We start from the raw sequence: 25,062 nt of genomic DNA, 5'->3' as shown, positions 1-25,062 counted from the left end.
TTAACGTCCGTAGGGAACCAGCGGAGGCTTATTTGCTGATTTTTGCGTGCATTTCCTGCACCGAAATTACCTGCCAGACGCTATCTCATACTGAAGAGGCCGTTTTTTAGCTTAGTTGCTCAAGCCGTAAATTATTGATTACGTTGTAATCTGTTGACTCTCCAGGGTAGATAATCTGTATATCAAGCGGCACATCCTGATTTGGTCCGATAATGTGTCCCGCTCTGCTTTCCAAATAAACGTGGCCCTCTACGGACTTTTCAATGTTCAAAATAATCCAGTTAACATTCGTTTTCAGCCAATCAGGACTGACCTCCGCGCCTTCAGGCAGAACAAACGACAATTCCCACGAACTCACTTGTTCATCCCTGGATGTAAGTATCAGATGATAACTGTAAATATATTCGGGTTGGTCCCACACTAATTTCCAGTGAGACATTAATTGCTGAGTCACTTGTAAGGGTTTAGGTTCAGTCACATGAACCAATGTAGTGACGACATTATTACCTGTATTGATCACGCCAACTGGGGCATGTAATCTGCACACCAGTTCTGTTGAACCTACCGCTTTTCCTGTTACCGGAATTCGAAGAATAACGGAACTGTTCGCAGGAACAGTAACAGCAGGAACTGCAGACACAGAGATAATATCGGTATTACTAATCGTCACATTAATCGTGACATCTTCTACTGTTGTTGCACTATCATTTTCAATTTTACATTTAAATAAATACCTTTCATCGATACCAACACTAAAATCACTTTCAGCCAGTATTACCAGATTCACTTCAGTCACCGGTGCGCTCACCACCGATCGCACAGCATCATTCCAGGTACTTTTTCCCAGAGGATAGTCATAAAGCGTAGAAACATCCTGCCCCGCAGAGACTGACAGCGTCTGCCCGTCAAGATAGATCCCCGAAACTAGTGTAGCGGCCTGATTCATATTATTGACTACGCTCGAAACGCCGCCCCCTGCGCCAAGGATAAAACCATAGCTTTCAAGCTGTGCCTGATCCACTTGAATATTTGGAGAAATAACCAGAATATCGCCTACCGTCTTGTTATAGTCCACGTTAGTAAATAAGCATAATTTACCGTCAGGGCAATTGCTCACGCCCGAGCTTTTTTTAATAAGATAAACATCTTGATCTGCCATAATGTAGCTCTCCGATTTATTTAATATAGTTCACCTTGAGATAAATATGTTTAAAGTGAACGTTTATGTGTTTTGAAAACTTACCTGCCTACCAGAAACAGTAATGAGTGATAAAAAGAGATTTGTGAAATAAAAACAACATCAAAAGCATCATTTTATATAATGCGTCATGTTTTAAATTAATGAGGGATATTATTTATCTCATTTTTATCGTTCTGAGGGATATTACTGAAGTGAGGGCATTGGCGTAACTTCTAACGAATGCTGACAAAACAATATGATATCTGAATGTGCGGAGATGAAATTTATGACAAAAAAAACCGCAGGCGAACCTGCGGCTGGTACGAGAATGTGAACAGATTAGTTTTTGATCCGCGCGTGCATTTCCTGCACTGAAATCACCTGCTCGGTCGGGTCAGAAGACAGCGCCATCGCGGTAGCAAAACCACCGTTCAGCGTGGTGTCGTAATGCACTTTGTATTGCAGTGCGCTGCGACGGATAAGCTTGGAGTCTTCAATCGCCTGACGGCCAGCAGTGGTGTTCACGATATAGACATATTCGCCGTTCTTGATACGGTCCTGAATATGCGGACGGCCTTCATGCACCTTGTTGACCAGACGCGGATTAATTCCGGCCTCGCCCAGCACTACCGCCGTACCGTGGGTTGCATCCAGCTCGAAACCACGTTTGAGCAGTTTCGCGGCTAAATCCACCACGCGAGCTTTGTCACCCTCGCGGACTGACAACAGGGCGCGGCCAGCTTTCTTCATACCGGAATTACTGCCCAGCTGCGCTTTGGCAAAGGCTTCTGCGAAGGTACGGCCGACGCCCATGACTTCACCGGTAGAACGCATTTCCGGCCCCAGAATCGGGTCAACGCCAGGGAATTTGTTGAACGGCAGCACCACTTCTTTTACGGAGTAGTAAGGCGGGATGACTTCTTCGGTCACGCCCTGCTGTGCCAGTGTCTGACCCGCCATCACGCGAGCCGCCACTTTCGCCAGCGGTACACCGGTCGCTTTGGAGACGAACGGTACGGTACGGGCTGCACGCGGGTTAACTTCAATCAGATAGACTTCATTGTTCTTCACGGCGAACTGGACGTTCATCAGACCGCGAACACTCAGCTCGAAAGCCAGTTTCTCGACCTGCTGACGCATCACATCCTGAATTTCCTGGCTCAGCGTGTAGCAAGGCAATGAACATGCGGAGTCACCGGAGTGAACGCCCGCCTGTTCGATGTGCTCCATGATGCCGCCAATCAGTACGCGCTCGCCGTCGCAGATAGCATCAACGTCAACTTCTACGGCGTCGTCAAGGAAGCGATCCAGCAGAACCGGAGCATCGTTCGAGACGCTGACCGCATTCTGGAAGTAACGGCGCAGGTCGATTTCGTCGTAGACGATTTCCATCGCGCGGCCGCCCAGCACATACGAAGGACGCACCACCAGCGGATAACCGATACCCGCCGCTTTTTCGACTGCCTGTTCGATAGTCGCAACGGTGGCGTTCGCCGGTTGTTTCAGACCCAGACGGTGAACCGCCTGCTGGAAACGTTCGCGGTCTTCGGCACGGTCAATCGCGTCCGGGCTGGTACCAATAATTGGCACGCCAGCAGCTTCCAGTTCACGCGCAAGTTTCAGCGGAGTCTGGCCGCCATACTGAACAATCACGCCTTTCGGCTGTTCGATACGCACGATTTCCAGCACGTCTTCCAGTGTCACGGATTCGAAATACAGACGGTCGGAAGTGTCGTAGTCGGTAGACACCGTTTCCGGGTTACAGTTAACCATGATGGTTTCGTAACCGTCTTCGCGCAGCGCCAGTGAGGCGTGAACGCAGCAATAGTCGAACTCGATACCCTGACCGATACGGTTTGGACCACCGCCCAGCACCATGATTTTCGGCTTGTCGTTGGTCGGGTTAGATTCGCATTCTTCTTCATACGTCGAATACATGTAGGCGGTATCGGTAGAGAATTCCGCGGCACAGGTATCCACACGTTTGTAGACCGGATGCAGATTATATTTGTGACGCAGTTTGCGCACTTCGCTTTCTGAAACGCCGACCAGTTTCGCCAGACGCAGATCCGCAAAGCCTTTGCGCTTAAGCATGCGCAGGTAATCGTGGGTCAGAATGTTGAAGCCACCTTCGGCCACTTCATTTTCCAGTTTCACTAGTTCTTCAATCTGCACCAGGAACCAGCGGTCCACGTTGGTCAGGTTGAAGATTCCGTCAACGGACATCCCGGCACGGAAGGCATCAGCGATATACCAGATACGCTCGGCACCGGCTTCTTTCAGTTCACGACGGATTTTGGTCAGTGCTTCCGGGTCATCCAGACTCACTTTCGGGTCAAAACCGCTCGCGCCCACTTCCAGACCGCGCAGGGCTTTTTGCAGAGATTCCTGCTGAGTGCGGCCAATCGCCATCACTTCGCCGACAGATTTCATCTGCGTGGTCAGACGGTCGTTGGCACCGGCAAATTTCTCGAAGTTGAAGCGAGGAATCTTGGTCACAACGTAGTCGATAGAAGGTTCGAACGAGGCCGGGGTTTTACCGCCGGTGATGTCGTTCATCAGCTCATCGAGGGTGTAACCCACCGCCAGTTTCGCGGCTACTTTGGCAATCGGGAAACCGGTCGCTTTAGACGCCAGCGCGGAAGAACGTGATACGCGCGGGTTCATTTCGATAACGATCAGACGGCCATTTTTCGGGTTTACCGAGAACTGGACGTTAGAGCCGCCGGTTTCTACGCCGATTTCACGCAGTACCGCCATCGAGGCGTTACGCATGATTTGGTATTCTTTGTCGGTCAGGGTTTGCGCGGGGGCCACGGTGATGGAATCACCTGTGTGGATGCCCATCGCATCGAAGTTTTCGATGGAGCAGACGATGATGCAGTTGTCGTTTTTATCACGCACCACTTCCATCTCGTACTCTTTCCAGCCAATCAGCGACTCATCAATCAGCAGCTCTTTGGTTGGAGAAAGATCCAGACCGCGTTCGCAAATCTCTTCAAACTCTTCACGGTTGTACGCGATACCGCCACCGGTGCCGCCCATGGTGAAGGAAGGACGAATGATGCACGGGAAGCCAACATCAGCGGCAACCGCCAGCGCTTCTTCCATGGTGTGTGCGATACCGGAACGTGCGGTGTCGAGGCCGATTTTTTTCATCGCCACGTCGAAACGGCGACGGTCTTCCGCTTTATCAATCGCATCGGCGGTCGCTCCAATCATGGTCACGCCGAATTCTTCCAGCACTCCCTGACGTTCCAGTTCCAGCGCACAGTTCAGTGCGGTCTGGCCGCCCATGGTTGGCAGCACGGCATCCGGACGTTCTTTCTCGATAATCTTGCGCACCACTTCCCAGTGAATTGGCTCGATGTAAGTCGCATCGGCCATTTCCGGGTCAGTCATGATGGTCGCAGGGTTGGAGTTCACCAGAATGACGCGGTAACCCTCTTCACGCAGCGCCTTACACGCCTGCGCACCCGAGTAGTCAAATTCACAAGCCTGGCCGATAACAATCGGGCCGGCGCCCAGGATCAGGATGCTTTTTATATCTGTACGTTTTGGCATTTTTTCTTGCTCCTGATTTATTTGCCTGTAAGAGTGGCGTCGTTTTTATTGGTAGCGCGAAAAGCTTCAATCAGTTCGATGAAGTGGTCGAACAGCGGTGCCGCATCGTGCGGACCCGGACTGGCTTCAGGGTGCCCCTGGAAGCTGAACGCCGCTTTATCAGTGCGATGAATTCCCTGCACCGTGTGGTCGAACAGTGATTTGTGGGTCACGCGCAGGTTGGCAGGCAGACCGGTTTCATCAACCGCAAAACCGTGGTTCTGAGCGGTGATCATCACGATATCTTTATCGATATCTTTTACCGGGTGGTTACCGCCGTGGTGGCCGAGCTTCATTTTTACGGTCTTCGCGCCGCTGGCCAGTGCCAGTAACTGGTGGCCGAGACAGATGCCGAATACCGGAATGTCAGTTTCCAGGAAGGATTTGATCGCCGCGATCGCGTAATCACATGGCTCCGGGTCACCCGGGCCGTTGGACAGGAAGATACCGTCCGGATTCATCTTCAGCACTTCTTCTGCCGGCGTTTGTGCTGGAACCACTGTCAGGCGGCAACCGCGATCCACCAACATGCGCAAGATATTACGCTTCGCGCCGTAGTCGTAAGCCACCACGTGGAATGGCAGTTCTTCAGATTTCTTCGCTTCCGGCAGTTCGCCTTCCAGCGTCCAGCTGCCTTGCTGCCAGCTGTAGGATTCTGTCGTCGTCACTTCTTTCGCCAGATCCATCCCTTTCAGCCCCGGGAATGCTTTGGCTTTTTGCAGCGCCAGTTCAGCATCCGGTGAATCGCCCGCAATGATGCAGCCGTTCTGTGCGCCTTTTTCACGTAACAGGCGGGTCAGTTTGCGGGTATCAATATCGGCGATGGCAACGATGTTGTTGCGCTTGAGATAATCAGAGAGGTTTTCTTCACTGCGGTAATTGCTGGCAATCAGAGGTAAATCGCGAATGACCAGGCCTTGAGCGTGTACTGCGGAGGATTCTGCATCAGCGGCGTTAGTGCCGACATTACCGATATGGGGATAAGTGAGAGTGACAATCTGGCGGGAATAGGAAGGATCAGTGAGGATTTCTTGATAACCGGTCATCGACGTATTGAAGACCACTTCCCCCACTGCCGACCCTTCTGCCCCGATGGCCCGACCGTGGAATTGGGTTCCGTCTTCCAGAACCAATAGCGCTGACTTTATCAAAGCATCCTCCAAGAATAATAAATCACAATATCTGCATATTAATTCAGATAACCCGATCTAAATCAATGCAAAAATCGCTCCCAAAGGCAATTTTTGGCAAATTGCGCGCATTCTAATGATGGCAGTACGGTTTGTCTACCAAAAGCACCAATATTTCTCTTCTTTTCGTACAACTCAGAGAAAAGGCTCTCTGACTGGCATAAAAATAGTGACTAAGTCGCCATAGTAACCGTTTGCGGGAGAGGATGTGTGGAAAATGACGAGAAAAGGGGAATTGTTACAGAACCGAAGAGTGGTCGCGTTCAAAAAACATGCAATACATCAGATAAAACCAGTGAAAACACCATAAAAATGAAAATACAAAGATAAAAATAAGCGAAACACTTATTTTCTAATAAAAAGAGAAGGGCAATCAAGGAACTGCCCTTTTATCAAAACATTATGACCAAAACAACCACATCACATCTAAATCATCTTTTACAAATCTTCTAAACCAAGCACGTCTCGCATGTCATAAAGACCGGTTTTATGTGAAGAAAGCCACTTACCCGCACGAACAGCGCCATTTGCGAATGTCATGCGGCTGGAAGCCTTGTGCGTTATCTCAACGCGCTCACCGATATCTGCAAACATCGCGGTGTGTTCACCGACGATATCGCCTGCACGAATCGTGGCAAAACCAATACTCTTTGGATCACGTTCACCGGTATAACCTTCACGGGCATACACCGCACACTCTTTGAGATCACGGCCTAATGCACCGGCAATCGCTTCACCCATTGCCAGTGCTGTACCTGATGGTGCATCAACTTTATGACGGTGGTGCGCTTCCACGATTTCAATATCCGTGTAATCGCCCATGACTTTGGCCGCCTTTTCCAGCAGCTTGAGGACAACATTCACGCCAACGCTGAAGTTGGCGGCAAAAACGACCGGAATGATCTCCGAAGCCTGCTTAATTGCAGCCTTACCGGCATCATCAAAGCCCGTGGTCCCGATAATCATGCCTTTATGGTGCTTCTGGCAAAATTCCAGATGCGCCAGCGTGCCTTCCGGACGGGTGAAGTCGATCAAAATATCGAAGTCGTTCGTCACAGCATCCAGATTGTCATGCACTTTAATGCCCATAGTACCGACACCGGCCAGTTCACCCGCATCGGCACCCACTAAGGAAGAACCCGAACGTTCCAGCGCTGCGCCCAACACCACGCCATCGGCATCGGATACGGCCTGAATCAGCTGCCGGCCCATGCGGCCACCTGCGCCAACAATGGCCATGCGAATATCAGCGTTACTCATAATTACTCTCTTCTTATAGGGGTTCTGCCGTGAAACAGAATCAGGTTATCGGCCCCGCCATGAGGGAGCCAGCGAAATTGCCTCATAATTAGAAAATTATGATACAGGCCGGTTAATATCAGTAAAAGCTATCCGGTTTCAGGTTACTAAACGTAGGGTTTTGTGTTAAACCGCCGACGAAACTGGAACTTGGCCGTGTCCAGAGTAATAAAATAGTAGCTAAACGTTATTTGCATAAAAATTCATGACAATGAATAAAATGTGCTTCACGTTACCGCTCCTTAAAACTTTCATCTACTTTAGTTTGTAACGGGCTTAACAAATAGTCGATGACACGCCGCTTACTGGTTTTTATTTCAGCGGTGACATTCATTCCCGCAACCAGGTTAATACGTTTCCCTTCGATCATAAGATGATTTTGATCCAGAGCGACAATTGCACTAAACACCATTCCGAGTTGTTCATGCTCCATCGCATCCAGACTGACGCTAATCACTTTTCCTGTCAGGTAACCGTAACGCGTATAAGGAAACGATTCGATTTTCACAGTGACAGGTTGGCCAACATTTACAAAACCGATATCTTTATTGGCGATCAGTGTTTCTACCTCAATTTTATCTTCAAGAGGGACGATAACCATGATCGGTTGTGCCTCCGTCACAACACCGCCGACGGTATGTACAGCCAATTGTTGTATTGTGCCATCAACTGGCGAAGACAATGACATCCAGTGCTGTCGCTGAGTGGCTTTTAAAAGCTGACCGGAAAGCTGATGAATTTGCTCATTGGCTTGCCGTAACGTTTCAAGGGTATCTCGCTGTAAAGTCGTCGTATTCAACCGCTGTTCTTGTTCTGCCTGACTGATACTTTCTTGTATCTGCTGAGTCTTGTTACGCAAACTTTTCAAATCATGCTCGTTTTGGATGACTTTACTTTCCTGTTCATAATACTCATGTTGAGAAAGATAGTTTTTATTGAGCAAAACAAGAAAATCTTTCGAGCGTTGTCTCTCAATTTTTCCTATTCGCTCCAGTTTGTGGATCTGATCGTCATTTGAACGCAATTCTGCATGATATTGATTAAGTATTGCCTGTAACTTTTCATTTTGGGTTACCCAGGTCTGATAGTGATTTTCACCCAAAATCTCAGTTTCATTAATATCCTCAGAAGGAATACCCCACTTTTCTGCCAATTTTCTATTCAAAGAAAGACGCTGGCGTTTCTCGATCGAAACAATCAAAGCTTCCGCACGCAATTTAGCCAACTGTACAGCCTGTAATCCTTTTACCGACTGCTCATAATCACTGTCGGAACCAATACCACTTAATTCGATGAGAGGCTGCCCCTTGCGAACAAACTGTCCATCGCTGACATAAATATTTTTAACCACGGACGTTTCAAGCGGCTGAATTTGTTTACTGCGTCCACTCGGTATTGTTTTACCTTGGGTAATGGCAAGAATATCAATTTGGCCTATCAACGCCCATACAAAAGCAATCGCGGTAAATAATATTATTGCGCGGGCGACAGCCTTTGGAGCAACAGAGACAGGTGTTTCTGTAAGTTCAAGATGGGCCGGGAGGAAAGCTTTTTCATTTTCATTTCGTTCTATAGGCTCCAGATCTTTACGATAAGGCCAGATACTTTTCCATATGCGACAATAATTACGGCATAACTCCGATATTGCCTGAATCCATAATTTCATATTTTTGCGTCTGTTATTTTTAATAAAGTGAATTTTTCTATAATGATTGGATAGAATGTAAGTGTCGGTAATACCCATTTTCACGAGATAATAATTCCTGATGAGTACCCTCTTCAACTATCTGTCCTTTATCCATCGCAATAATCCGCTGTGCATGGCGAACGGTTGAAAGACGATGAGCAATAATCAATACCGTTCTATGACGGCAGATTGCCTGCATATTTTGCATAATGGCTTGCTCTGACTCGTAATCCAGTGCACTGGTCGCTTCATCAAAAATTAATATTCGGGGATCGCCGACCAGAGCGCGGGCAATAGCGACACGCTGGCGTTGGCCCCCAGATAATCCTGCCCCCTGCTCTCCAACATGGGTGTCGTAACCTTCCGGCAACTCCATAATAAATTCGTGGGCACCTGCCAACTTTGCCGCTTCAATAATACGTTCAAGTGTCATACCCGGTTCAGCCAGTGCAATATTGTCGCGAACGCTGCGGTTTAACAAAACATTATCTTGTAAAACAACGCCAATTTGCCTTCGCAACCAGGCTGGATCGGCCAAAGCAAGGTCATTACCATCAATGGTCACCCTCCCACGCTCGGGCGCATACAGCCTTTGAACCAGTTTCGTCAGTGTACTTTTGCCAGAGCCAGAGCGCCCAACGATCCCAATCACTTCATTAGCATGGAGTTTCAGACTCAGGTCACGCAGTACTTCATGCCCGTCAGGACGGTAACGGAAACAGACTTGCTCGAAATGGATTTCCCCCTGGATCTCAGGCAGTGCGAGCCGACTGCTACTATTTTCGGTTGGGGTATTAAGAATATCACCCAGGCGCGCCACTGAAATTCCAACCTGCTGAAAATCCTGCCATAACTGAGCCAGACGAATAACCGGCGCAGCAACCTGCCCGGCTAACATATTAAATGCAATCAGTTGCCCCACGGTTAAATCACCACCTATAACCAGCCGCGCTCCCAGCCATAGTGTAGCGACCATGACCAATTTCTGAATCAGCTGCACACCCTGCTGCCCGATAGTTGCAAGCCTTGTCACACGAAAACCAGCATGGACATAACTGGCCAGCAGCTGATCCCAGTTTCGAGTCATCTGGGGTTCAACGGCCATTGATTTGATGGTTCCAACAGAAGTGACTGATTCCACCAAAAATGACTGGCTGTCAGCATTGCGGGCAAATTTTTCATTCAGGCGGGCGCGTAATACAGGACTAATAGCCGCTGACCAGAATGCATAACAAGGTAAGGAAATAAGCACGACCAGCGTAAGCCACCCGCTATAAAAGCTCATGACGATCAGAAAGATAAAAGAGAAACTGAGATCCATCACCGATGTCAGAGCCTGGCCTGTAAGGAAATTTCGGATCTGTTCAAGTTCTCTTACTCTGGCGATGGTATCCCCGACCCGCCGTTTCTCAAACCAGGCCAATGGCAAAGCAAACAGGTGACGAAACAGGCGAGCACCCAGCTCAACATCAATCCGGCTGGTGGTATGAGCAAAAATGTAAGTCCTCAGGCCCCCTAACACGACTTCGAAAAGTACGACAAGCAGCAGCGCAACAGTCACCACATCCAGCGTACTAAAGCTGCGGTGGACTAATACCTTATCCATAACGACCTGAAAAAATAAGGGTGTAATCAGGGCAAAAAACTGGATCACAGCAGAGGCAACCAAAACTTCTAACAATATTTTTCGATACTTAATAACCGCGGGAATAAACCACGTGAAATCAAATTTAGCCAAGGAACCTAACACCGAAGCCCGGGATGTTATCAGGATAAGCTCACCCGTATAGCGCGTTAGGAACTCTTTCTCTTCCAGAATGACAGGTTTCTTTATATTTAGATCCTGAATGAGATATTGAGAACCATCTATTTTTGCCAAAATTAAATGATTCCCTGCATCATCCCACATGAGAGCCGGAAGGGTAATTTTACAAAGTCGTTTCACAGGAGTACTTACCGACTTAGCTTTTAAACCTATACTTTTAGCAGCGAGAAGCCAGTTTGTTTTATTGAATCTCTCTTCACCGCAGTTAAAGCGATGCAAGATGTCCTGTGGATTTACAGCAATACCGTGGTATTGGGCCAGAATTATTAACGCATTAATTGCAATATCTGCACTTACTTTGGCATTTACTCGTCCCTCTAATGAGGATGGCGAAGCAGAAATCATATCTAGTTCTTTGTCTTTCATGTAACTTCATCACTCCAATGAGTATAAAAATGCGAAAGATATAATAAATATATGCATGGCTTATGTTTTGAACAAATAAAATTCAACAGCTAAATATTCTTCACCAAGAATATTGAATCATGATAGAAAGTTCAAACTCATTATTGAGTTACGTGAGATATAAAATCCATTACGCTAAATTAATTAGCAAGCTAATATAAGACTTCACTACACCACTAAAAATAAACACCACCAAACCAGAGGTTAACATGCCAAATAATATTAATGAAATAAAACCATCCATTAGATTAGTAGATGATATTGGGAATTTCCTTGCTGGAAAATATATGGATAACAACCCCATACACGCCGAAGATATTGCGGTTTTTCTTGAGAAGAAATTTACCGATTTTTATGGTAGCGGTAGCCAAATGTTAAAAAACATACACGGAATTGTTGAGACAATATCGAACATTGAGGCGTATAACCTTAACATTCTTAAAATTGAGAGGCTTCATGCTCAAGCAAATGCATCGGTACAAACAAATAATACTGAAAGTGGTAGCCATCATTTTCTTATGAAGGATGACGATCCAATAATTAACGATTATGCTGCAATAATTCTTCCTATTTCGGAGGAGATTGCCAAACAAAAAATTAATACTAACCCATCTGATTTTGCAAAGGCCGGCCATAGCATAATTAAATATATCAATGGTTCACTGACCACATTAGACTTCGCTGAGGCTTTTGCATCAGATGACCGCGGGGAAGTATTTTATGCAGGTATTGCCTATCTTGGGGGGGCAGCAGCAGGACTCATTTTCACAGCGTTGATTCCGGCAGCAGCCCCCGCGTTGCTTATAACCGCACTTGCAGGTTTAGCCTCCTACGTTGCTAGTGAGCTTGCGGCAGATTATGCCAAAAGCAAAGGGATGAGTGCAGACTTTGGTATGGCTAGCGGCTCTACTTTCAGTGGAGGGATTTATCCTCCTCTCGCCTATTTAAAGGCTTTAGAAGATGCTGGGTTAATTGCCGGACCGGACGGTACAAAAAAAACTCCAGATAAAACAGGCCCCTCTTTTGATGATGCCAAAAAAGCAGCCTCTCCTATTATTATTGATCTTGACGGGGATGGTATTGAAACACTTAGTAAAAATAATGGAGTTTTCTTTGACTACGATGGGGATTATTTAGCAGAAAGATGCGGATGGGTTTCATCTGATGACGGATTATTAGTATTAGATATCAACAAAAATGGAAAAATTGAATCAGGAAAAGAACTTTTTGGAAATAATACATCATTGATTAATAATGTATTAGCCAGCAATGGTTACCAGGCACTTCAGGAGTTGGATGATGATAAAAATGGTGTCATAAATAACCTTGACAAGGTTTGGAATGAATTAAGTATCTGGCAAGACAAAAATATAAATGGGCGGGTAGATGAAGGTGAGTTGAACAGACTAGAACGCTACGAAATATCAGAAATTTCAGTAAATTATACTAAATCCAGCACGATTGATGTGAACAATAATGCTCATCGTCAGATAGGTGACGTAACGTTCAGTGATGGTCACAAGGGTGCCAGTACTGATGTTTGGTTTGATGTTAATAAAGGATACACACGCTACATTGGTGATATAAAAGTCAGTGATGACATCGTTGCACTGCCGTACATTCGGGAATTCGGAAAACTCGTTAACTTCCACATTGCAATGACTGAAAATGCACAACTCAGAAGGCTCATAGAAAATTTTGTGAGTAAGCCTTCAGAAGAAGCTCTGAAGCAAGATATTAACGAAATCATCTTTACCTGGGCTAGTGTAAATGATCTTAATCCCAATAGTAAGAATGACTATTTGGATCCACGAAAATTAGCTGTAATTGAAAAAGCAACCGGCGAGATTTACACAGGGCAACTAGGCCCCCAGGCAAGTCATTTAATCAGTTTGGAATATGATGTTTTCGCTAAAAACATTTCCGCACTACTGCTTGTTCAAACTGTTTACAAAGACTACTTCGATGATATAAAAATAACACTTAATGATTCTCTTGATGGATTCACTCTAGATTTTATGAAGTTTAAAGAAAATCTATTATTATTAGAAAAAACAGATATTTTTTCATATTTTGAATTAGCGAAAATAACTAGGGATTTATTGATTTACAGCCCTTACTTTAGTAAGGAAAATGAAGAAATTGTTGATATGGCCAATCATTCAATAGCAAGCACAAATCTTAATGAAAATTTCACTGATAATACACAAACAATAAATACTTATTTATTTAGGAAAAATCACGGGCAGGATACACTCACTAACCTTGTTTCTTCCGATACCGACATTATCACCCTGCGCTTTACCGGCGCACACGCCGCCGATGTTCAGCTCTTCTCCCTCGGCAACGACCTTATCATCCGCGCCTACGGCAGCGACGACAGCGTCACCCTGAGTGGCTTTCTCAGCAACGCAGGGAACCGTCACGTCAGTTTTGCCTTTGATGATATCACCCTGAACGAGGCCGGTATCGCCGCCCTGCCCGTGACCTTTATCGGTACGCAGGCCAATAACACCCAGAGTGGCTGGAATGGTCAGGACATCATGTACGGCGCAGCCGGCAACGACATGCTTATCGGCGGCAACGGCGATGACCGGCTCGACGGCGGTGCGGACAACGACACGCTTATCGGCGGCATCGGTGATGATCGGTTGGACGGTGGCGCAGGCAACGACACGCTCGAAGGCGGTAATGGGGCTGACCATTACCTGTTTTCCGCCGGGCACGGTCATGATGTCATTAATGACTATGCCTCAAAGGCAGAGGACACCGATACCCTCGTCTTCAGCGGCGCACTGTCATCTGATGCGCGCATAGCGAAGCAGGGCAATGACCTGGTGATTTATGCCTACGGCAATAACGACAGCGTCACCGTCAAAAATTATTTCATGTCTGCAACCTATCAGTATTTTTCGCTGGCGTTTGAAGACACCCTCCTGACACAAGCCAGCCTGACGTTGCGTGAGATTACTGTCGCGGGTACGCCGGAGAATGATTCTCTCTTCGGCTGGGACTACGGCGACCTCGTGCTGGGCGGGGATGGCAATGACTCCCTGTCCGGCAACGGCGGTAATGACGTGTTGGACGGCGGTGCCGATGATGACAGGTTGTATGGCAACAGCGGCAATGACCAACTCGACGGCGGCGCAGGCAACGACACCCTGACTGGGGGCGAAGGCCAGGATCGCCTCACCGGTGGCACTGGGGATGATACATTGGATGGGGGAAGCAGCGGTGCTGATCTCTATATGTTCCACGAAGGTCACGGCCATGATGTATTAACCGATTACAGTTCAAATATTGATCAGACAGACAGATTAGTGTTTAGCGGTGCACGTTCAACAGGTATGGAAACTGAGAGAGTTGGGCAGGATCTCGTTATTTATGCTTACGGGAACAGCGATAGTGTGATACTCAAGAATTATTTCATTGGATCCATTAATTACAAGCGTTACGAGCTGGAATTCAGTGATACTACGCTGACAAACGAAGATCTTATGACTGTGACACAGACCGACACATTGATCCCGGCACGTCAGAGTGCAGCCCTGCCATCTTTTGACAACACAGTATCGAATCATTCAACCTCTTTATCTGCCGCAATCTCACAAAACACATCGCATTTTGTTGCGGCTGAAAGTCTTGCTGCCGCAACCACGCAGGTTACGCAGCTGATCAATGCCATGGCCGTCTTTGGGGCCCCGCAAACTACGCCACCTTTAATTACTGATCAAATGAGGGATTATTATCAGATAACTACTTCTTCGCTTTAATCATTCCCTAAGTGCGGCGGGTTGCCCGTCGCGCTTTCAGTCAATCTGCCCACATAATCATCATGCAGGCAGCCACTCCTGAATTTTCACTTATCCCCTTATTCTCCTACGAAACGGTTATCAATTCTTCAGACAGTCAATTTCTTAGATCTGAAACATTAAATTTTTATTATATCTACACAAATAATATTGATAAAACCAATGATTGTGGTAATAAATAGCAACCTAATTTTAACTGCGGAAATTTGATTTAACCGCAGTCAAAATGAGTAGCCTGGCATCATAAGGCGCGTCTTCACCCTCACCAGACAGTCATCAGTGAGGGGAAAAATAAAAATACAGGGCCAATATTGTTGCTGATTTTTCTAATCAGCATGTTGGCACAGGAACTCATGATGAAATTCAAACTAAACAAAGTCGCGCAGGCGACTACTGCTGGCCTGCTCTTTGGCTTAGCCTCTTTCGCTTCACACGCAGAAATCACCCTGATTAAACAAGACCCGCAGCCGAACGATCCGCTGAGCCGCCTGCAATTCCAGGTTGGCGGGAGTATTCGTCCGCAATTCCAGTTCCAGAATGGCGTGAAAAACTACAAAACTAACGGTTTTGATGGCGGTACACGTTTCCGTTTCTCCACTGATTATTATCTGTTTGATGATATCAGCTGGATTAACTACTACGAACTGGGTGTCAATATCCCTGCCCTGACGGGCTGGGACAATCACCACGCAGATGGCGCGCATAACACCAGCCGCCGTATGCTTTATACCGGTCTGAAAAGCAAAACCTACGGCCAGCTGACTTTTGGTCAGCAAAACAGCGTTTACTACGATGTGGTCGGTGCGAAAACCGATATCTGGGATTACGACATGCTCGCCCAGGCGCCGGGTAATGGTGTGAACGGCGACTACGACGGTTCTTATCGTTCCCGTAAGATGCTGAAATACAAGAACACTTTCGGCGACGCCGATGTGTATGCCTCTTACCTGTTCGAAGACAACGAGTTGCTGACCGGCAAAAATGGCCTGCGTTACAAACGTAACGGCGGCGGTTCCGTCGGTGTGGATTACCACATCACCAAAGATCTGACCTGGGGTACGGCGTACAACTACACCGACGCAGAAATGAGAAACCCTGGCGATAACACCTCTAAAGACTACAACCAGAGCATTGTCGGTACCGCACTGAGCTGGAAACCAGGCAACTGGACAGCGTCCTTCGGCGGCGGTTACTACCATGACTTCCTGACCACTGGCGTGAAAACTGAAGACAACTTCTTCGCGGGCGACGCTTACGGTCTGGAATACTTCCTGGGTTATGCTTTCCCAATCAATCAGCTGGCAGTTAAAACCATTCAGCCATACTTCATGGGTGACCGTCTGACCTATGTGACTGGCCGTAATTACCAGCGTATTGATAACGGGCTGGGTGTGTCCTTCCAGCTTGATTACGGCTTCCGTGTTGATTACGAGCACGTGTTCACGTCCTCTACCGATAACCTCGGTGATATGAACCTGATCCGTCTGCGTTACGACTTCTAAGCCTTAACGATTGAACCTTAAGGGCCGGCTTTACGTCTTATTGACGGGCTGGCCCTTTCTTTTTACATCATTTCATCTATCCCGCAGAGGCAAAGCCAGACTAGACTCATAGAGACAGTTGTCGCTATATCCACTTTGTAACCTGCAGGAGAGCTTTGCGATGTCAGCATTATTCCGGTCCGACATAACTGCCATTGGCGACTATCGAGCCGAATTGGGTGAAACTCCCGTCTGGTGCCAGCGCACACAATCTTTGCTTTGGGTCGATATTCTGGCTCAGCGCGTTCTGCGCTACTGGCCCGATACCGGGCAAACTGAAATCCATGAGCTTCCCGCCGTCACCAGCGCCGTGTTGCTGACCGAAAAGAGAAATCAATTTTTGCTGGTTTCCGTCGACGGGATCCACTTCTACGATTACGAGCAAAAATCCCGCCAGAAGCTTTGCGATTATCCCGGTGCCGAAGGCACGCGGCCGAACGAAGCCGCTGTCGCCCCCGACGGTTCGCTGTGGTTCGGTACGCTCGATATTAAGGAAGAGAAGGACAACGGCGAATGGTTCCGCTATGAAGCAGGGGCAGAAAAACCTGAAATGATGCTCGATGGTGTCGGTTGTACCAACACGCTGGTCTGGCATGAAGGTAAAGTCTGGTTCGCGGACAGCAAGAAAAAACGCTTCTTTTCCGCCAACGCCCGCCGGATCAATCCGCTGAAAATATCCTGCTTCTCTTCTGGCGATAAAATCCCGGATGGCTCAGCACTGACACAAAATGGCTGGCTGATCACCGCATGTTGGGGATCGAAATGCCTGCTGCGTCAGCAGATTAATCAGGGTGAATTACTGACACTGGATACGCAACCGGTGCCGGTGACACAACCGAGTTGCTGCACGTTTGGTGGTCCGGATATGACTGAGCTGTTTATCACCTCAGCCCGTAAAAACCTCGATGCTCCACATGCACTGGAAGGTGCTTTACTGCATGTAGAAACCACCGCGGTGGGTGCGCCACAGAATTTGTTTAAACTCGAAAAGCCTTAATTCCCTTCGGATTTCAGCGATAAAAAAACCGGCCACAGTGAGCCGGTTTTTCATTTTAAAGCCTGATGTCAGTCGATCTGTTTTACATCTACGCGCAGCTCTTTCGGCACTTCGAACACGATATTTTCTTCGCGTCCTTCGATGTTAATCACATCGAGGCCACCAAAGGTTTTCAGCTTGCTGATCACGTCCTGCACCAGAATATCCGGTGCAGATGCGCCTGCCGTTACGCCAATGCTTTTTGCATCTTTCAGCCAGCTTTCCTGAATATCAGCCGCTGAGTCGATGAGATAAGAAGGCACACCGACACGCTGGGCGAGTTCCGCCAGACGGTTGGAGTTTGATGAGTTTTTCGAGCCAACCACCAGCACAACATCTGCGCCATCCGCCAGCGTACGCACGGCTTCCTGACGGTTAGTGGTGGCGTAACAGATATCATCTTTGCGCGGCCCGACAATGTTCGGGAAACGATCTCGCAACGCATCAATGATCGCTGAAGTATCGTCAACCGATAGCGTGGTTTGCGTCATAAAGCACAGGTTGTTTTCATCTTTCACCTGCAATTTATACACATCCTCCGGCGCTTCAACCAGATACATGCCCCCGTTCGGGTTGCTGTACTGGCCCATCGTGCCTTCCACTTCCGGGTGACCGGCATGACCAATCAAAATGGCTTCGGTGCCTTTACGACTGGCGCGCGCCACTTCCATATGTACTTTGGTTACCAGCGGACAGGTCGCATCAAACAGCATCGTCAGGTCACGGGCTTTCGCTTCTGCGCGCACAGCCTGAGAAACGCCGTGGGCGGAGAAGATCAGAATTGAGCCATCCGGCACTTCGCTGATTTGCTCAATGAAAACCGCTCCGCGCTGACGCAGGCTGTCGACCACATAGCGGTTGTGAACCACTTCATGACGCACATAAATAGGCGCGCCGTAAATTTCCAGCGCACGTTCAACGATACTGATTGCGCGGTCAACACCCGCGCAAAACCCTCTCGGGTTAGCCAGCAATATCTGCATGTTTCCCCTCAAGCTCCGGGTCAATTTCCAGAACTTCAATATCGAAATCGATATGTTGCCCTGCCAGCGGATGGTTGAAATCTACAGTGATGGAATCTTCGGTCACTTCACGGACAACGCCCGGCATTTCACTGCCATCGCGGCCGCTGAACAACATGATTGTGCCGACATCCGGCACCCCTGTTTCCTGAAAATCACGACGGGAGAAGAACTGAACCAGATCCGGGCTTTTAGTCCCGAATGCCGATTCAGGGGCTAACGTGAATGCACGTTTATCCCCCACGTTCAGCCCTAGCAGCTGATTTTCCAGCGCGTCAGACAAGCTGCTGTCGCCAAGGCGAAACAGCGCAGGTTTCCCATTAGCGCGGGTCGATTCTGCCGTCGAGCCGTCTTCCAGCTTCAACGTAAAATGCACCAGCACGGCGCTGTCGTGTTTCACCTGTTGAGACATAATTCTTATCCTTTGCTCTTCGTGGCTTCATTCGGTTTAGCCAGAAAACCTTCCAGCACCACCATTGCTGCACCGACGCAGATAAAACTGTCGGCCAGATTGAAGGTCGCGAAATGCCAGCTACCGACATAAAAATCGATAAAGTCGACCACGAAACCGTGGTACAGGCGGTCAAACAAGTTACCGAGTGCGCCACCGATAATCATAGCGAAGGCAATGTTATTCAGCTTCTGCTTCGCGCTGCCGCGATACATCAGCACGACCAGCGCCACGACGATAACCAGTGCGATTAACGCGAAGAACCAACGCTGCCAGCCGCCTTTATCTGCCAGGAAACTGAATGCTGCACCATGGTTCTGGGCGTAGAACAGATTTAAATACGGGATCAAAGGCATGGATTCGCCGAGCTGGAAGTTTCCCATAATGAGAAACTTACTGCCCAGATCCACGATAATGACCACGACCGCCAGCCAGAGCCAGCGGAGTCCGGTGGAACAAATCGATTTACTCATTATGCAAACTTACGCTCTTCGCCGTCGCCAGCGATGTTAGTGACACAACGGCCGCAGATATCGCTATGTTCCGCGTTCTGGCCGACGTCAGTAGTGTAATGCCAGCAGCGCGGACATTTGTCGCCTTCCGCTTTCGCCAGACCGATTTTCAGGCCTTTGAGCAATTCACTTGGCACAGCGGCATCGTCTGCTTCAGACAGCGCGGCAACTTTCGCACCTGAAGTCAGCAGCACGAAGCGCAGTTCGTTGCCCAGAGAACGCAGGTCGGCTGCCAGCGCATCATCAGCAAACAGCGTGACCGCCGCTTCCAGAGAACCGCCCAGACGTTTATCAGCACGCGCCTGTTCAATCACTTTATTCACTTCGCCACGGACTTTCAGCAGCTCATCCCAGAACGCATCGTTCATGGATTCGTTGCCCGCGAGACCGAACAAACCGTCATACCATTCTTCGGTAAAGACGAATTTCTCACGGCTGCCCGGCAGCTCAGCCCAGATTTCATCTGCGGTGAACGACATGATTGGCGCCATCCAGCGGACCAGTGCTTCGCTGATATAGTAAAGCGCGGTCTGGCAGCTGCGACGTGCAACGCTGTCGCTTTTCGCGGTGTACTGGCGATCTTTAATGATATCCAGATAGAAGGAACCCATTTCGATCGAGCAGAACTGCATCAGGCGCTGAACCACACCGTGGAAATCATAGGCTTCATACGCGGCAATGATTTCTTCCTGAGCGGCTTTCGCACGGCCAACAGCCCAGCGATCCAGAACAACCATGTCTTCCGGAGCCACGCTGTGCAGCGCAGGATCGAAACCGTTAAGGTTCGCCAGCAGGAAGCGCGCGGTGTTACGGATACGGCGGTAAGAGTCCGCAGCACGTTTGAGGATTTCGTCGGACACAGCGATTTCGCCGGTGTAATCCGTTGATGCCACCCACAGACGCAGGATGTCGCCACCCAGCTTGTTCATCACGTCTTGCGGCGCGATGGTGTTGCCGATGGATTTAGACATTTTGCGGCCCTGACCATCCACGGTGAAACCGTGCGTCAGAACTTGTTTGTAAGGCGCTTTGCCTTTCATGGCAGTCGAAATCATCAGGGAAGACATGAACCAGCCACGATGCTGGTCAGAACCTTCCAGATACAGATCCGGCGAATGACCGTTAAATTCAGGGCGCACATCCACAACGGAAGAATGTGTTGAACCGGAGTCAAACCACACGTCCAGCGTATCAGGCACTTTGACGTAATCGGCAGCGTCGGCACCCAGAATCTCTTCCGGATTCAGATCCCACCATGCCTGAATGCCATCCACTTCAACACGCTTAGCAACTTCTTCCATCAGCTCAAGGCTGCGCGGATGCAGTTGCTCGGTGTCTTTGTGAACGAACAGAGACATCGGCACGCCCCACGTACGCTGACGGGAGATACACCAGTCAGGACGGTTAGCGACCATGTTTTCGATACGCGCCTGACCCCAGTCCGGGATCCACTGCACGCCTTTGATCTCTTCCAGAGACTGCTGACGCAGACCTTTCTGATCCATACTGATGAACCATTGCGGCGTAGCACGGAAGATGATCGGCGTTTTGTGACGCCAGCAGCACGGGTAGCTGTGCGTGATTTTCTCAACGTGCAGCAATGCGCCTTTTTCGCGCAGCAGTTCAACGATCAGGTCGTTGGCTTTAAAGACGAATTTACCGTCCAGCGTCGGGTAAGTGCCTGGCAGGTAGCAGCCGTTCGGCCCTACCGGGTTGGCCACTTCCAGACCGTATTTCTGGCCGATGACAAAGTCATCCGGACCGTGGCCTGGTGCGGTATGCACGGCACCGGTACCGGCATCGAGCGTTACGTGGTCGCCCATGATCGCCGGAACGTCGAAACCAAGGAACGGGTGTTTGAAGCGCAGCAGCTCGAGATCCGCACCTTTACACTCGCCCAGGATGGTCCATTCTGCGATACCGGCACGTTTCATGACGCTTTCAACCAGATCGGTTGCCAGGATCAGGCACTGGCCTTCAACCTGAACCAGCTGATAAGAAAACTCAGGATTCAGTGAAATCGCACGGTTAGCAGGCATGGTCCACGGCGTGGTGGTCCAGATAACCAGTGAGATCGGGCCGTTAAAAGCAGATACGCCAAACTTCGCAGCCACGGCGGCAGCGTCAGTCGCGTTGAACGCCACATCAATAGAAGGAGACGCTTTGTCGTAATACTCAACTTCTGCTTCTGCCAGGGATGAACCGCAATCTGTACACCAGTGAACCGGCTTAGCCCCTTTGTGCAGGTGGCCGTTACCGATGATTTTACCCAGCGCACGAATAATGTTGGCTTCAGTTTTGAAATCCATGGTCAGGTACGGGTGATCCCAGTCGCCCAATACGCCCAGACGGATGAAGTCTTTCTTCTGGCCTTCAACCTGCTCTGCTGCGTATTTACGGCACGCTTCACGGAATTCTGCCGCAGTGACTTTCTCGCCCGGTTTGCCGATCAGCTGCTCGACTTTAAGCTCGATTGGCAGACCATGACAGTCCCAGCCCGGAACATACGGCGCATCAAAGCCCGCCAGTCCTTTGGACTTAACGATCATGTCTTTAAGAATTTTGTTTACTGAGTGACCAATATGAATGCTGCCGTTCGCATACGGAGGGCCGTCATGCAAAATAAAGGTTTTCTTGCCTTTCTTGGCAGCACGAATAATCCCGTACAGATCCTGGTCATACCAATTTTTCAGCATGTCAGGTTCACGCTTGGCCAGATCGCCACGCATCGGGAACCCTGTTTCCGGCAAATTCAGGGTGTTCTTGTAGTCACTCATAGATTCTCGGTTCCGTTTTCGGCTGGATTCCAGGCTTTGTTACACGCCTGTCAGTACATGTTTAGCGCAGTGTCTTTAACCCAAAGAATTCCCGGGCCGTCACTTCATCGTTCGCAATCTGTTGCTTTAAAGCATCAAGCGAGGAGAAACGCTGTTCGTTGCGCAATTTCGCGCGGAGCACCACGTCAATGTGGCGCCCGTATAAATCTAATGTGGTGTCGAGAAGGTGCACTTCCAACTGCTTGCGCACACCACCGACTGTCGGACGTATTCCGATGTTCGCCACGCCCGGCAAAGGTTCAGGCCCGAGGCCTAAGACTTCAACGGCATACACGCCGCGTACTGGTGAAACGACTCGCTTGAGCGGGACGTTGGCGGTCGGGAAACCAATGGTACGTCCCAGCTTATCGCCGTGAACAACACGCCCTGAAATACTGAACGGATGGCCAAGTAAGTTTTCGGCCAGGGCTAAATCGTCATCCCGCAGCGCATTACGGATAGCCGTACTGCTGATGCGGTTCTCCCCTTCACGGAAAGTTTGCGTGCTGATCACTTCAAAGCCGTATTCTTCCCCGGCTTTCTGCAATAGCTCAAAATCTCCCAGACGACTGGCACCAAAACGGAAATCATCCCCGACAGTCAGGAATTTAACGCCCAGCTTTTCGACCAGCAGTTGCGAGATAAAGGCCTGCGCCATGTGGGCAGCGAACCGGGGTTCGAAACGCACACATAAAAGATAATCAACGCCGCACTCTGCCAGATACTTGGCTTTGTCGCGCAAACTGGTCAGTCGTGCAGGTGCTTTATCACCGGCAAACAGCTCCAGAGGCTGCGGCTCAAAAATCATTACCATCACCGGTAACCCCAGACGTTGACCTTCCAGCTTCAGCTGTTCAATCAGGGCCTGGTGGCCACGGTGTACACCATCAAAATTGCCAATAGTCAGCACACATCCATGATGACGTGCTCGAATATTGTGTATTCCGCGAATTAGCTCCATAGCTGGCTCAAATCCAATGCTGACTCATAAAGATGGAAATCGGCGGATTATACCTTGTACAGCCTCCAAGGTTAACCAGCGATTAGCAGGATCTCACCATTCTCTCTTGCATACGGCAGATATTGCGGTTCAAATGGCGGCGTGGCGATGAAAATCTTTCGTTGCATACAGGGAATGCGTGACTTTTCGCATAAACAAAGCGTTAATGGCCGTAGTGGGCAGTTTGTACACTCTCCTGTCGATTTTTCTCGCGAAAGACTGTATTCCGATGCCGGAAGCTGTTAAAATCCTGCGCCATCACAACGTAACAAGCGACGATCGAAGTTTACTCTTTAAAACGCCGCTTATTTGCACAAATCCGTTGACAAAAGAAGACCGAAAAGGCATATTCCTCGGCCTTTGAATTGTTCATCAATAGAAAAATATTTGGGAGTTGGCCTTGGCTAATATCAAATCAGCTAAGAAACGCGCCGTACAGTCAGAAAAACGCCGTAAGCACAACGCGAGCCGTCGTTCTATGATGCGTACCTTTATCAAGAAGGTATACGCGGCTATTGCAGCAGGCGACAAAGCTGCTGCACAAAACGCATTTAACGAAATGCAACCAATCGTGGACCGTCAGTCTTGCAAAGGCCTGATCCACAAAAACAAAGCAGCGCGTCATAAGTCAAATCTGACTGCGCAAATCAACGCAATGCAATAATCGCATTACGCTGAAATGCTTGATAAAAAAACCGGCTCACGCCGGTTTTTTTATATCTGAAATTTGAGTCTCAAGCGAGAAGCTACTCAAACAGCGTAGTGAAATCGGTGTGACAAATCCGCTGTACCGAAGGATGCTGGATCATACGCTCCGCAAAAATCACGTAGTACTCCTCCATAATCCCCTCCAGCCGCCCGACCTCTTCAATTTTTTCATCCTGAAATTCTGTCGACGAATAGATAGCCGGTGCGACAAAAATCGCATTATTGTTCATTCCGAAAGCTTTCATCAGCGCCGCATCATCAAACTCACCCAGAATATTGACGTTAAGTCCCTTCGTGTTAAACCAGTTAAGCAGCTTGCGCCCCAGCATGGATCGCCGACCGGGGATCAGCAAAGGCCGCTGCTCGAGACAGGCTGGAAAACTCATTTCCGACATCGGCTGGCAGCAAAAGAAGCTGATCGGGCTTTCACCCAGCTTAACGGAGAACAATCCTTCCTGCTGCGTGGAGTCCACGGGGCAATCTGACAAAATCATATCCAGCTTGTGCAGACTCAGCTGCTCAAGCAGCATTTCGTGTGTTGATTCAAAGCAACGCAGATGAATTTTCGCATTGTCCGGTACGGCCGCTTCCAGCACCCGGCTGACCAGGCGTTTGGATAGCGCATCCGCCACGCCCACATCAAACAGCAGGCTCGACTCTTTGCGGTAATTCACGATATCCAGCATTTCCTGACTAAGCGTGAACATTTTGTCCGCATAGCGATATACCAGTTGCCCCAGCTCAGAAGGTACCAGACCGCGCCCCTGACGTTTGAACAACTTGCCATCCAGTCTTTCTTCCAGCGATTTTATCTGGCCGGTGATGGTCTGCGGTGTCAGATACAGCGCCTCTGCGGCTCCCACGACAGAACCTGATTTACACACGTGCCAGAAATAATACAAATGGTTGTAGTTAATATGAGGCATGGTTTCATCCTTTCTGAAGTATGAAGTCAGCATCATGCTGCGCGGTTTC

Annotated in this window: 16 protein-coding genes; 4 read left to right on the top strand and 12 right to left on the bottom strand. The window is 48.9% G+C overall.

Features of this window, described 5'->3' with window-relative positions; all coding sequences use genetic code 11:
• Positions 1–106 precede the first annotated feature (106 nt).
• From ACM615_RS19695 to ACM615_RS19670, 6 genes are all read right to left on the bottom strand, one after another.
• The gene (locus ACM615_RS19695; RefSeq protein WP_129639704.1) at positions 107–1,159 is read right to left on the bottom strand and encodes a peptidase inhibitor family I36 protein; all 1,053 of its coding nucleotides are present in this window, start codon (positions 1,157–1,159) and stop codon (positions 107–109) included.
• A 360-nt stretch (positions 1,160–1,519) separates the two neighbouring features.
• Positions 1,520–4,744 (bottom strand): carbamoyl-phosphate synthase large subunit, encoded by a 3,225-nt coding sequence (carB, locus tag ACM615_RS19690; protein ID WP_159281353.1) that lies wholly within the window; start codon positions 4,742–4,744, stop codon positions 1,520–1,522.
• Between the two features lie 17 nt (positions 4,745–4,761).
• Positions 4,762–5,934, bottom strand: coding sequence for a glutamine-hydrolyzing carbamoyl-phosphate synthase small subunit (gene carA / locus ACM615_RS19685; RefSeq protein ID WP_113876320.1), 1,173 nt, complete (start codon positions 5,932–5,934; stop codon positions 4,762–4,764).
• A gap of 477 nt (positions 5,935–6,411) precedes the next feature.
• A complete protein-coding gene (gene dapB / locus ACM615_RS19680; RefSeq protein WP_132966656.1) occupies positions 6,412–7,233 on the bottom strand; it encodes a 4-hydroxy-tetrahydrodipicolinate reductase in 822 nt (273 codons plus the stop codon).
• A 271-nt stretch (positions 7,234–7,504) separates the two neighbouring features.
• Positions 7,505–9,016 (bottom strand): HlyD family type I secretion periplasmic adaptor subunit, encoded by a 1,512-nt coding sequence (locus ACM615_RS19675; protein WP_240783386.1) that lies wholly within the window; start codon positions 9,014–9,016, stop codon positions 7,505–7,507.
• Positions 8,976–11,129, bottom strand: coding sequence for a type I secretion system permease/ATPase (locus tag ACM615_RS19670; RefSeq protein ID WP_165353200.1), 2,154 nt, complete (start codon positions 11,127–11,129; stop codon positions 8,976–8,978). Before ACM615_RS19670 ends, ACM615_RS19675 begins: the two co-directional genes overlap by 41 nt.
• A 269-nt stretch (positions 11,130–11,398) precedes the next feature.
• Here ACM615_RS19670 and ACM615_RS19665 point away from each other — a divergent pair, with 269 nt between their 5' ends.
• The 3 genes from ACM615_RS19665 (at position 11,399) to ACM615_RS19655 (ending at position 17,539) form a co-directional block, all read left to right on the top strand.
• Positions 11,399–14,962, top strand: coding sequence for a calcium-binding protein (locus tag ACM615_RS19665; RefSeq protein WP_431012374.1), 3,564 nt, complete (start codon positions 11,399–11,401; stop codon positions 14,960–14,962).
• Positions 14,963–15,357: 395 nt separating this feature from the next.
• Positions 15,358–16,503: a porin gene (locus ACM615_RS19660; RefSeq protein ID WP_120161952.1), complete on the top strand. Its 1,146-nt coding sequence runs from the start codon at positions 15,358–15,360 to the stop codon at positions 16,501–16,503.
• A 160-nt stretch (positions 16,504–16,663) separates the two neighbouring features.
• Positions 16,664–17,539, top strand: a complete 876-nt coding sequence (locus ACM615_RS19655; RefSeq protein ID WP_159281356.1) for an SMP-30/gluconolactonase/LRE family protein — start codon at positions 16,664–16,666, stop codon at positions 17,537–17,539.
• A gap of 68 nt (positions 17,540–17,607) precedes the next feature.
• Here the strand turns inward: ACM615_RS19655 and ispH are convergent, their stop codons facing one another.
• The 5 genes from ispH to ribF form a co-directional block, all read right to left on the bottom strand.
• Complete coding sequence (ispH, locus tag ACM615_RS19650) at positions 17,608–18,561, bottom strand: 4-hydroxy-3-methylbut-2-enyl diphosphate reductase (protein WP_112286993.1); 954 nt, start codon at positions 18,559–18,561, stop codon at positions 17,608–17,610.
• A complete protein-coding gene (gene fkpB / locus ACM615_RS19645; protein WP_112286994.1) occupies positions 18,542–19,012 on the bottom strand; it encodes an FKBP-type peptidyl-prolyl cis-trans isomerase in 471 nt (156 codons plus the stop codon). Before fkpB ends, ispH begins: the two co-directional genes overlap by 20 nt.
• Before the next feature lie 5 nt (positions 19,013–19,017).
• The gene (lspA, locus tag ACM615_RS19640) at positions 19,018–19,524 is read right to left on the bottom strand and encodes a signal peptidase II (RefSeq protein ID WP_112286995.1); all 507 of its coding nucleotides are present in this window, start codon (positions 19,522–19,524) and stop codon (positions 19,018–19,020) included.
• Positions 19,524–22,340 carry an isoleucine--tRNA ligase gene (gene ileS, locus ACM615_RS19635; protein ID WP_431012373.1) on the bottom strand — a complete coding sequence of 939 codons (2,817 nt, stop codon included), beginning with the start codon at positions 22,338–22,340 and terminating at the stop codon, positions 19,524–19,526. The genes lspA and ileS overlap by 1 nt, the downstream gene beginning before the upstream one ends.
• Positions 22,341–22,401: 61 nt before the next feature.
• Positions 22,402–23,340 carry a bifunctional riboflavin kinase/FAD synthetase gene (gene ribF / locus ACM615_RS19630; RefSeq protein ID WP_013577063.1) on the bottom strand — a complete coding sequence of 313 codons (939 nt, stop codon included), beginning with the start codon at positions 23,338–23,340 and terminating at the stop codon, positions 22,402–22,404.
• A gap of 439 nt (positions 23,341–23,779) precedes the next feature.
• Between ribF and rpsT the strand changes: the two genes are divergently transcribed.
• Positions 23,780–24,043 (top strand): 30S ribosomal protein S20, encoded by a 264-nt coding sequence (gene rpsT / locus ACM615_RS19625; protein WP_013577064.1) that lies wholly within the window; start codon positions 23,780–23,782, stop codon positions 24,041–24,043.
• An 82-nt stretch (positions 24,044–24,125) separates the two neighbouring features.
• Here rpsT and nhaR read toward each other — a convergent pair whose 3' ends face one another.
• The gene (nhaR, locus tag ACM615_RS19620) at positions 24,126–25,013 is read right to left on the bottom strand and encodes a transcriptional activator NhaR (protein WP_129639696.1); all 888 of its coding nucleotides are present in this window, start codon (positions 25,011–25,013) and stop codon (positions 24,126–24,128) included.
• Positions 25,014–25,062: the final 49 nt, after the last annotated feature.

Origin of the sequence: Rahnella sp. PAMC25617, assembly GCF_050606005.1 — a bacterium.
Lineage (GTDB): Bacteria > Pseudomonadota > Gammaproteobacteria > Enterobacterales > Enterobacteriaceae > Rahnella > Rahnella variigena.
This window is presented reverse-complemented; position numbering and strand designations above follow the sequence as displayed.

Bases quoted from the DNA above. Each gene is read 5' to 3' on its own strand.
- ACM615_RS19665 (WP_431012374.1), top strand. From the start codon at position 11,399: ATGCCAAATAATATTAATGAAATAAAACCATCCATTAGATTAGTAGAT.
- ACM615_RS19660 (WP_120161952.1), top strand. From the start codon at position 15,358: ATGAAATTCAAACTAAACAAAGTCGCGCAGGCGACTACTGCTGGCCTG.
- ACM615_RS19655 (WP_159281356.1), top strand. From the start codon at position 16,664: ATGTCAGCATTATTCCGGTCCGACATAACTGCCATTGGCGACTATCGA.
- ACM615_RS19675 (WP_240783386.1), bottom strand. From the start codon at position 9,016: ATGGGTATTACCGACACTTACATTCTATCCAATCATTATAGAAAAATT.
- dapB (WP_132966656.1), bottom strand. From the start codon at position 7,233: ATGAGTAACGCTGATATTCGCATGGCCATTGTTGGCGCAGGTGGCCGC.
- fkpB (WP_112286994.1), bottom strand. From the start codon at position 19,012: ATGTCTCAACAGGTGAAACACGACAGCGCCGTGCTGGTGCATTTTACG.
- lspA (WP_112286995.1), bottom strand. From the start codon at position 19,524: ATGAGTAAATCGATTTGTTCCACCGGACTCCGCTGGCTCTGGCTGGCG.
- carB (WP_159281353.1), bottom strand. From the start codon at position 4,744: ATGCCAAAACGTACAGATATAAAAAGCATCCTGATCCTGGGCGCCGGC.
- ACM615_RS19670 (WP_165353200.1), bottom strand. From the start codon at position 11,129: ATGATTTCTGCTTCGCCATCCTCATTAGAGGGACGAGTAAATGCCAAA.
- nhaR (WP_129639696.1), bottom strand. From the start codon at position 25,013: ATGCCTCATATTAACTACAACCATTTGTATTATTTCTGGCACGTGTGT.
- ribF (WP_013577063.1), bottom strand. From the start codon at position 23,340: ATGGAGCTAATTCGCGGAATACACAATATTCGAGCACGTCATCATGGA.
- ispH (WP_112286993.1), bottom strand. From the start codon at position 18,561: ATGCAGATATTGCTGGCTAACCCGAGAGGGTTTTGCGCGGGTGTTGAC.
- ACM615_RS19695 (WP_129639704.1), bottom strand. From the start codon at position 1,159: ATGGCAGATCAAGATGTTTATCTTATTAAAAAAAGCTCGGGCGTGAGC.
- ileS (WP_431012373.1), bottom strand. From the start codon at position 22,340: ATGAGTGACTACAAGAACACCCTGAATTTGCCGGAAACAGGGTTCCCG.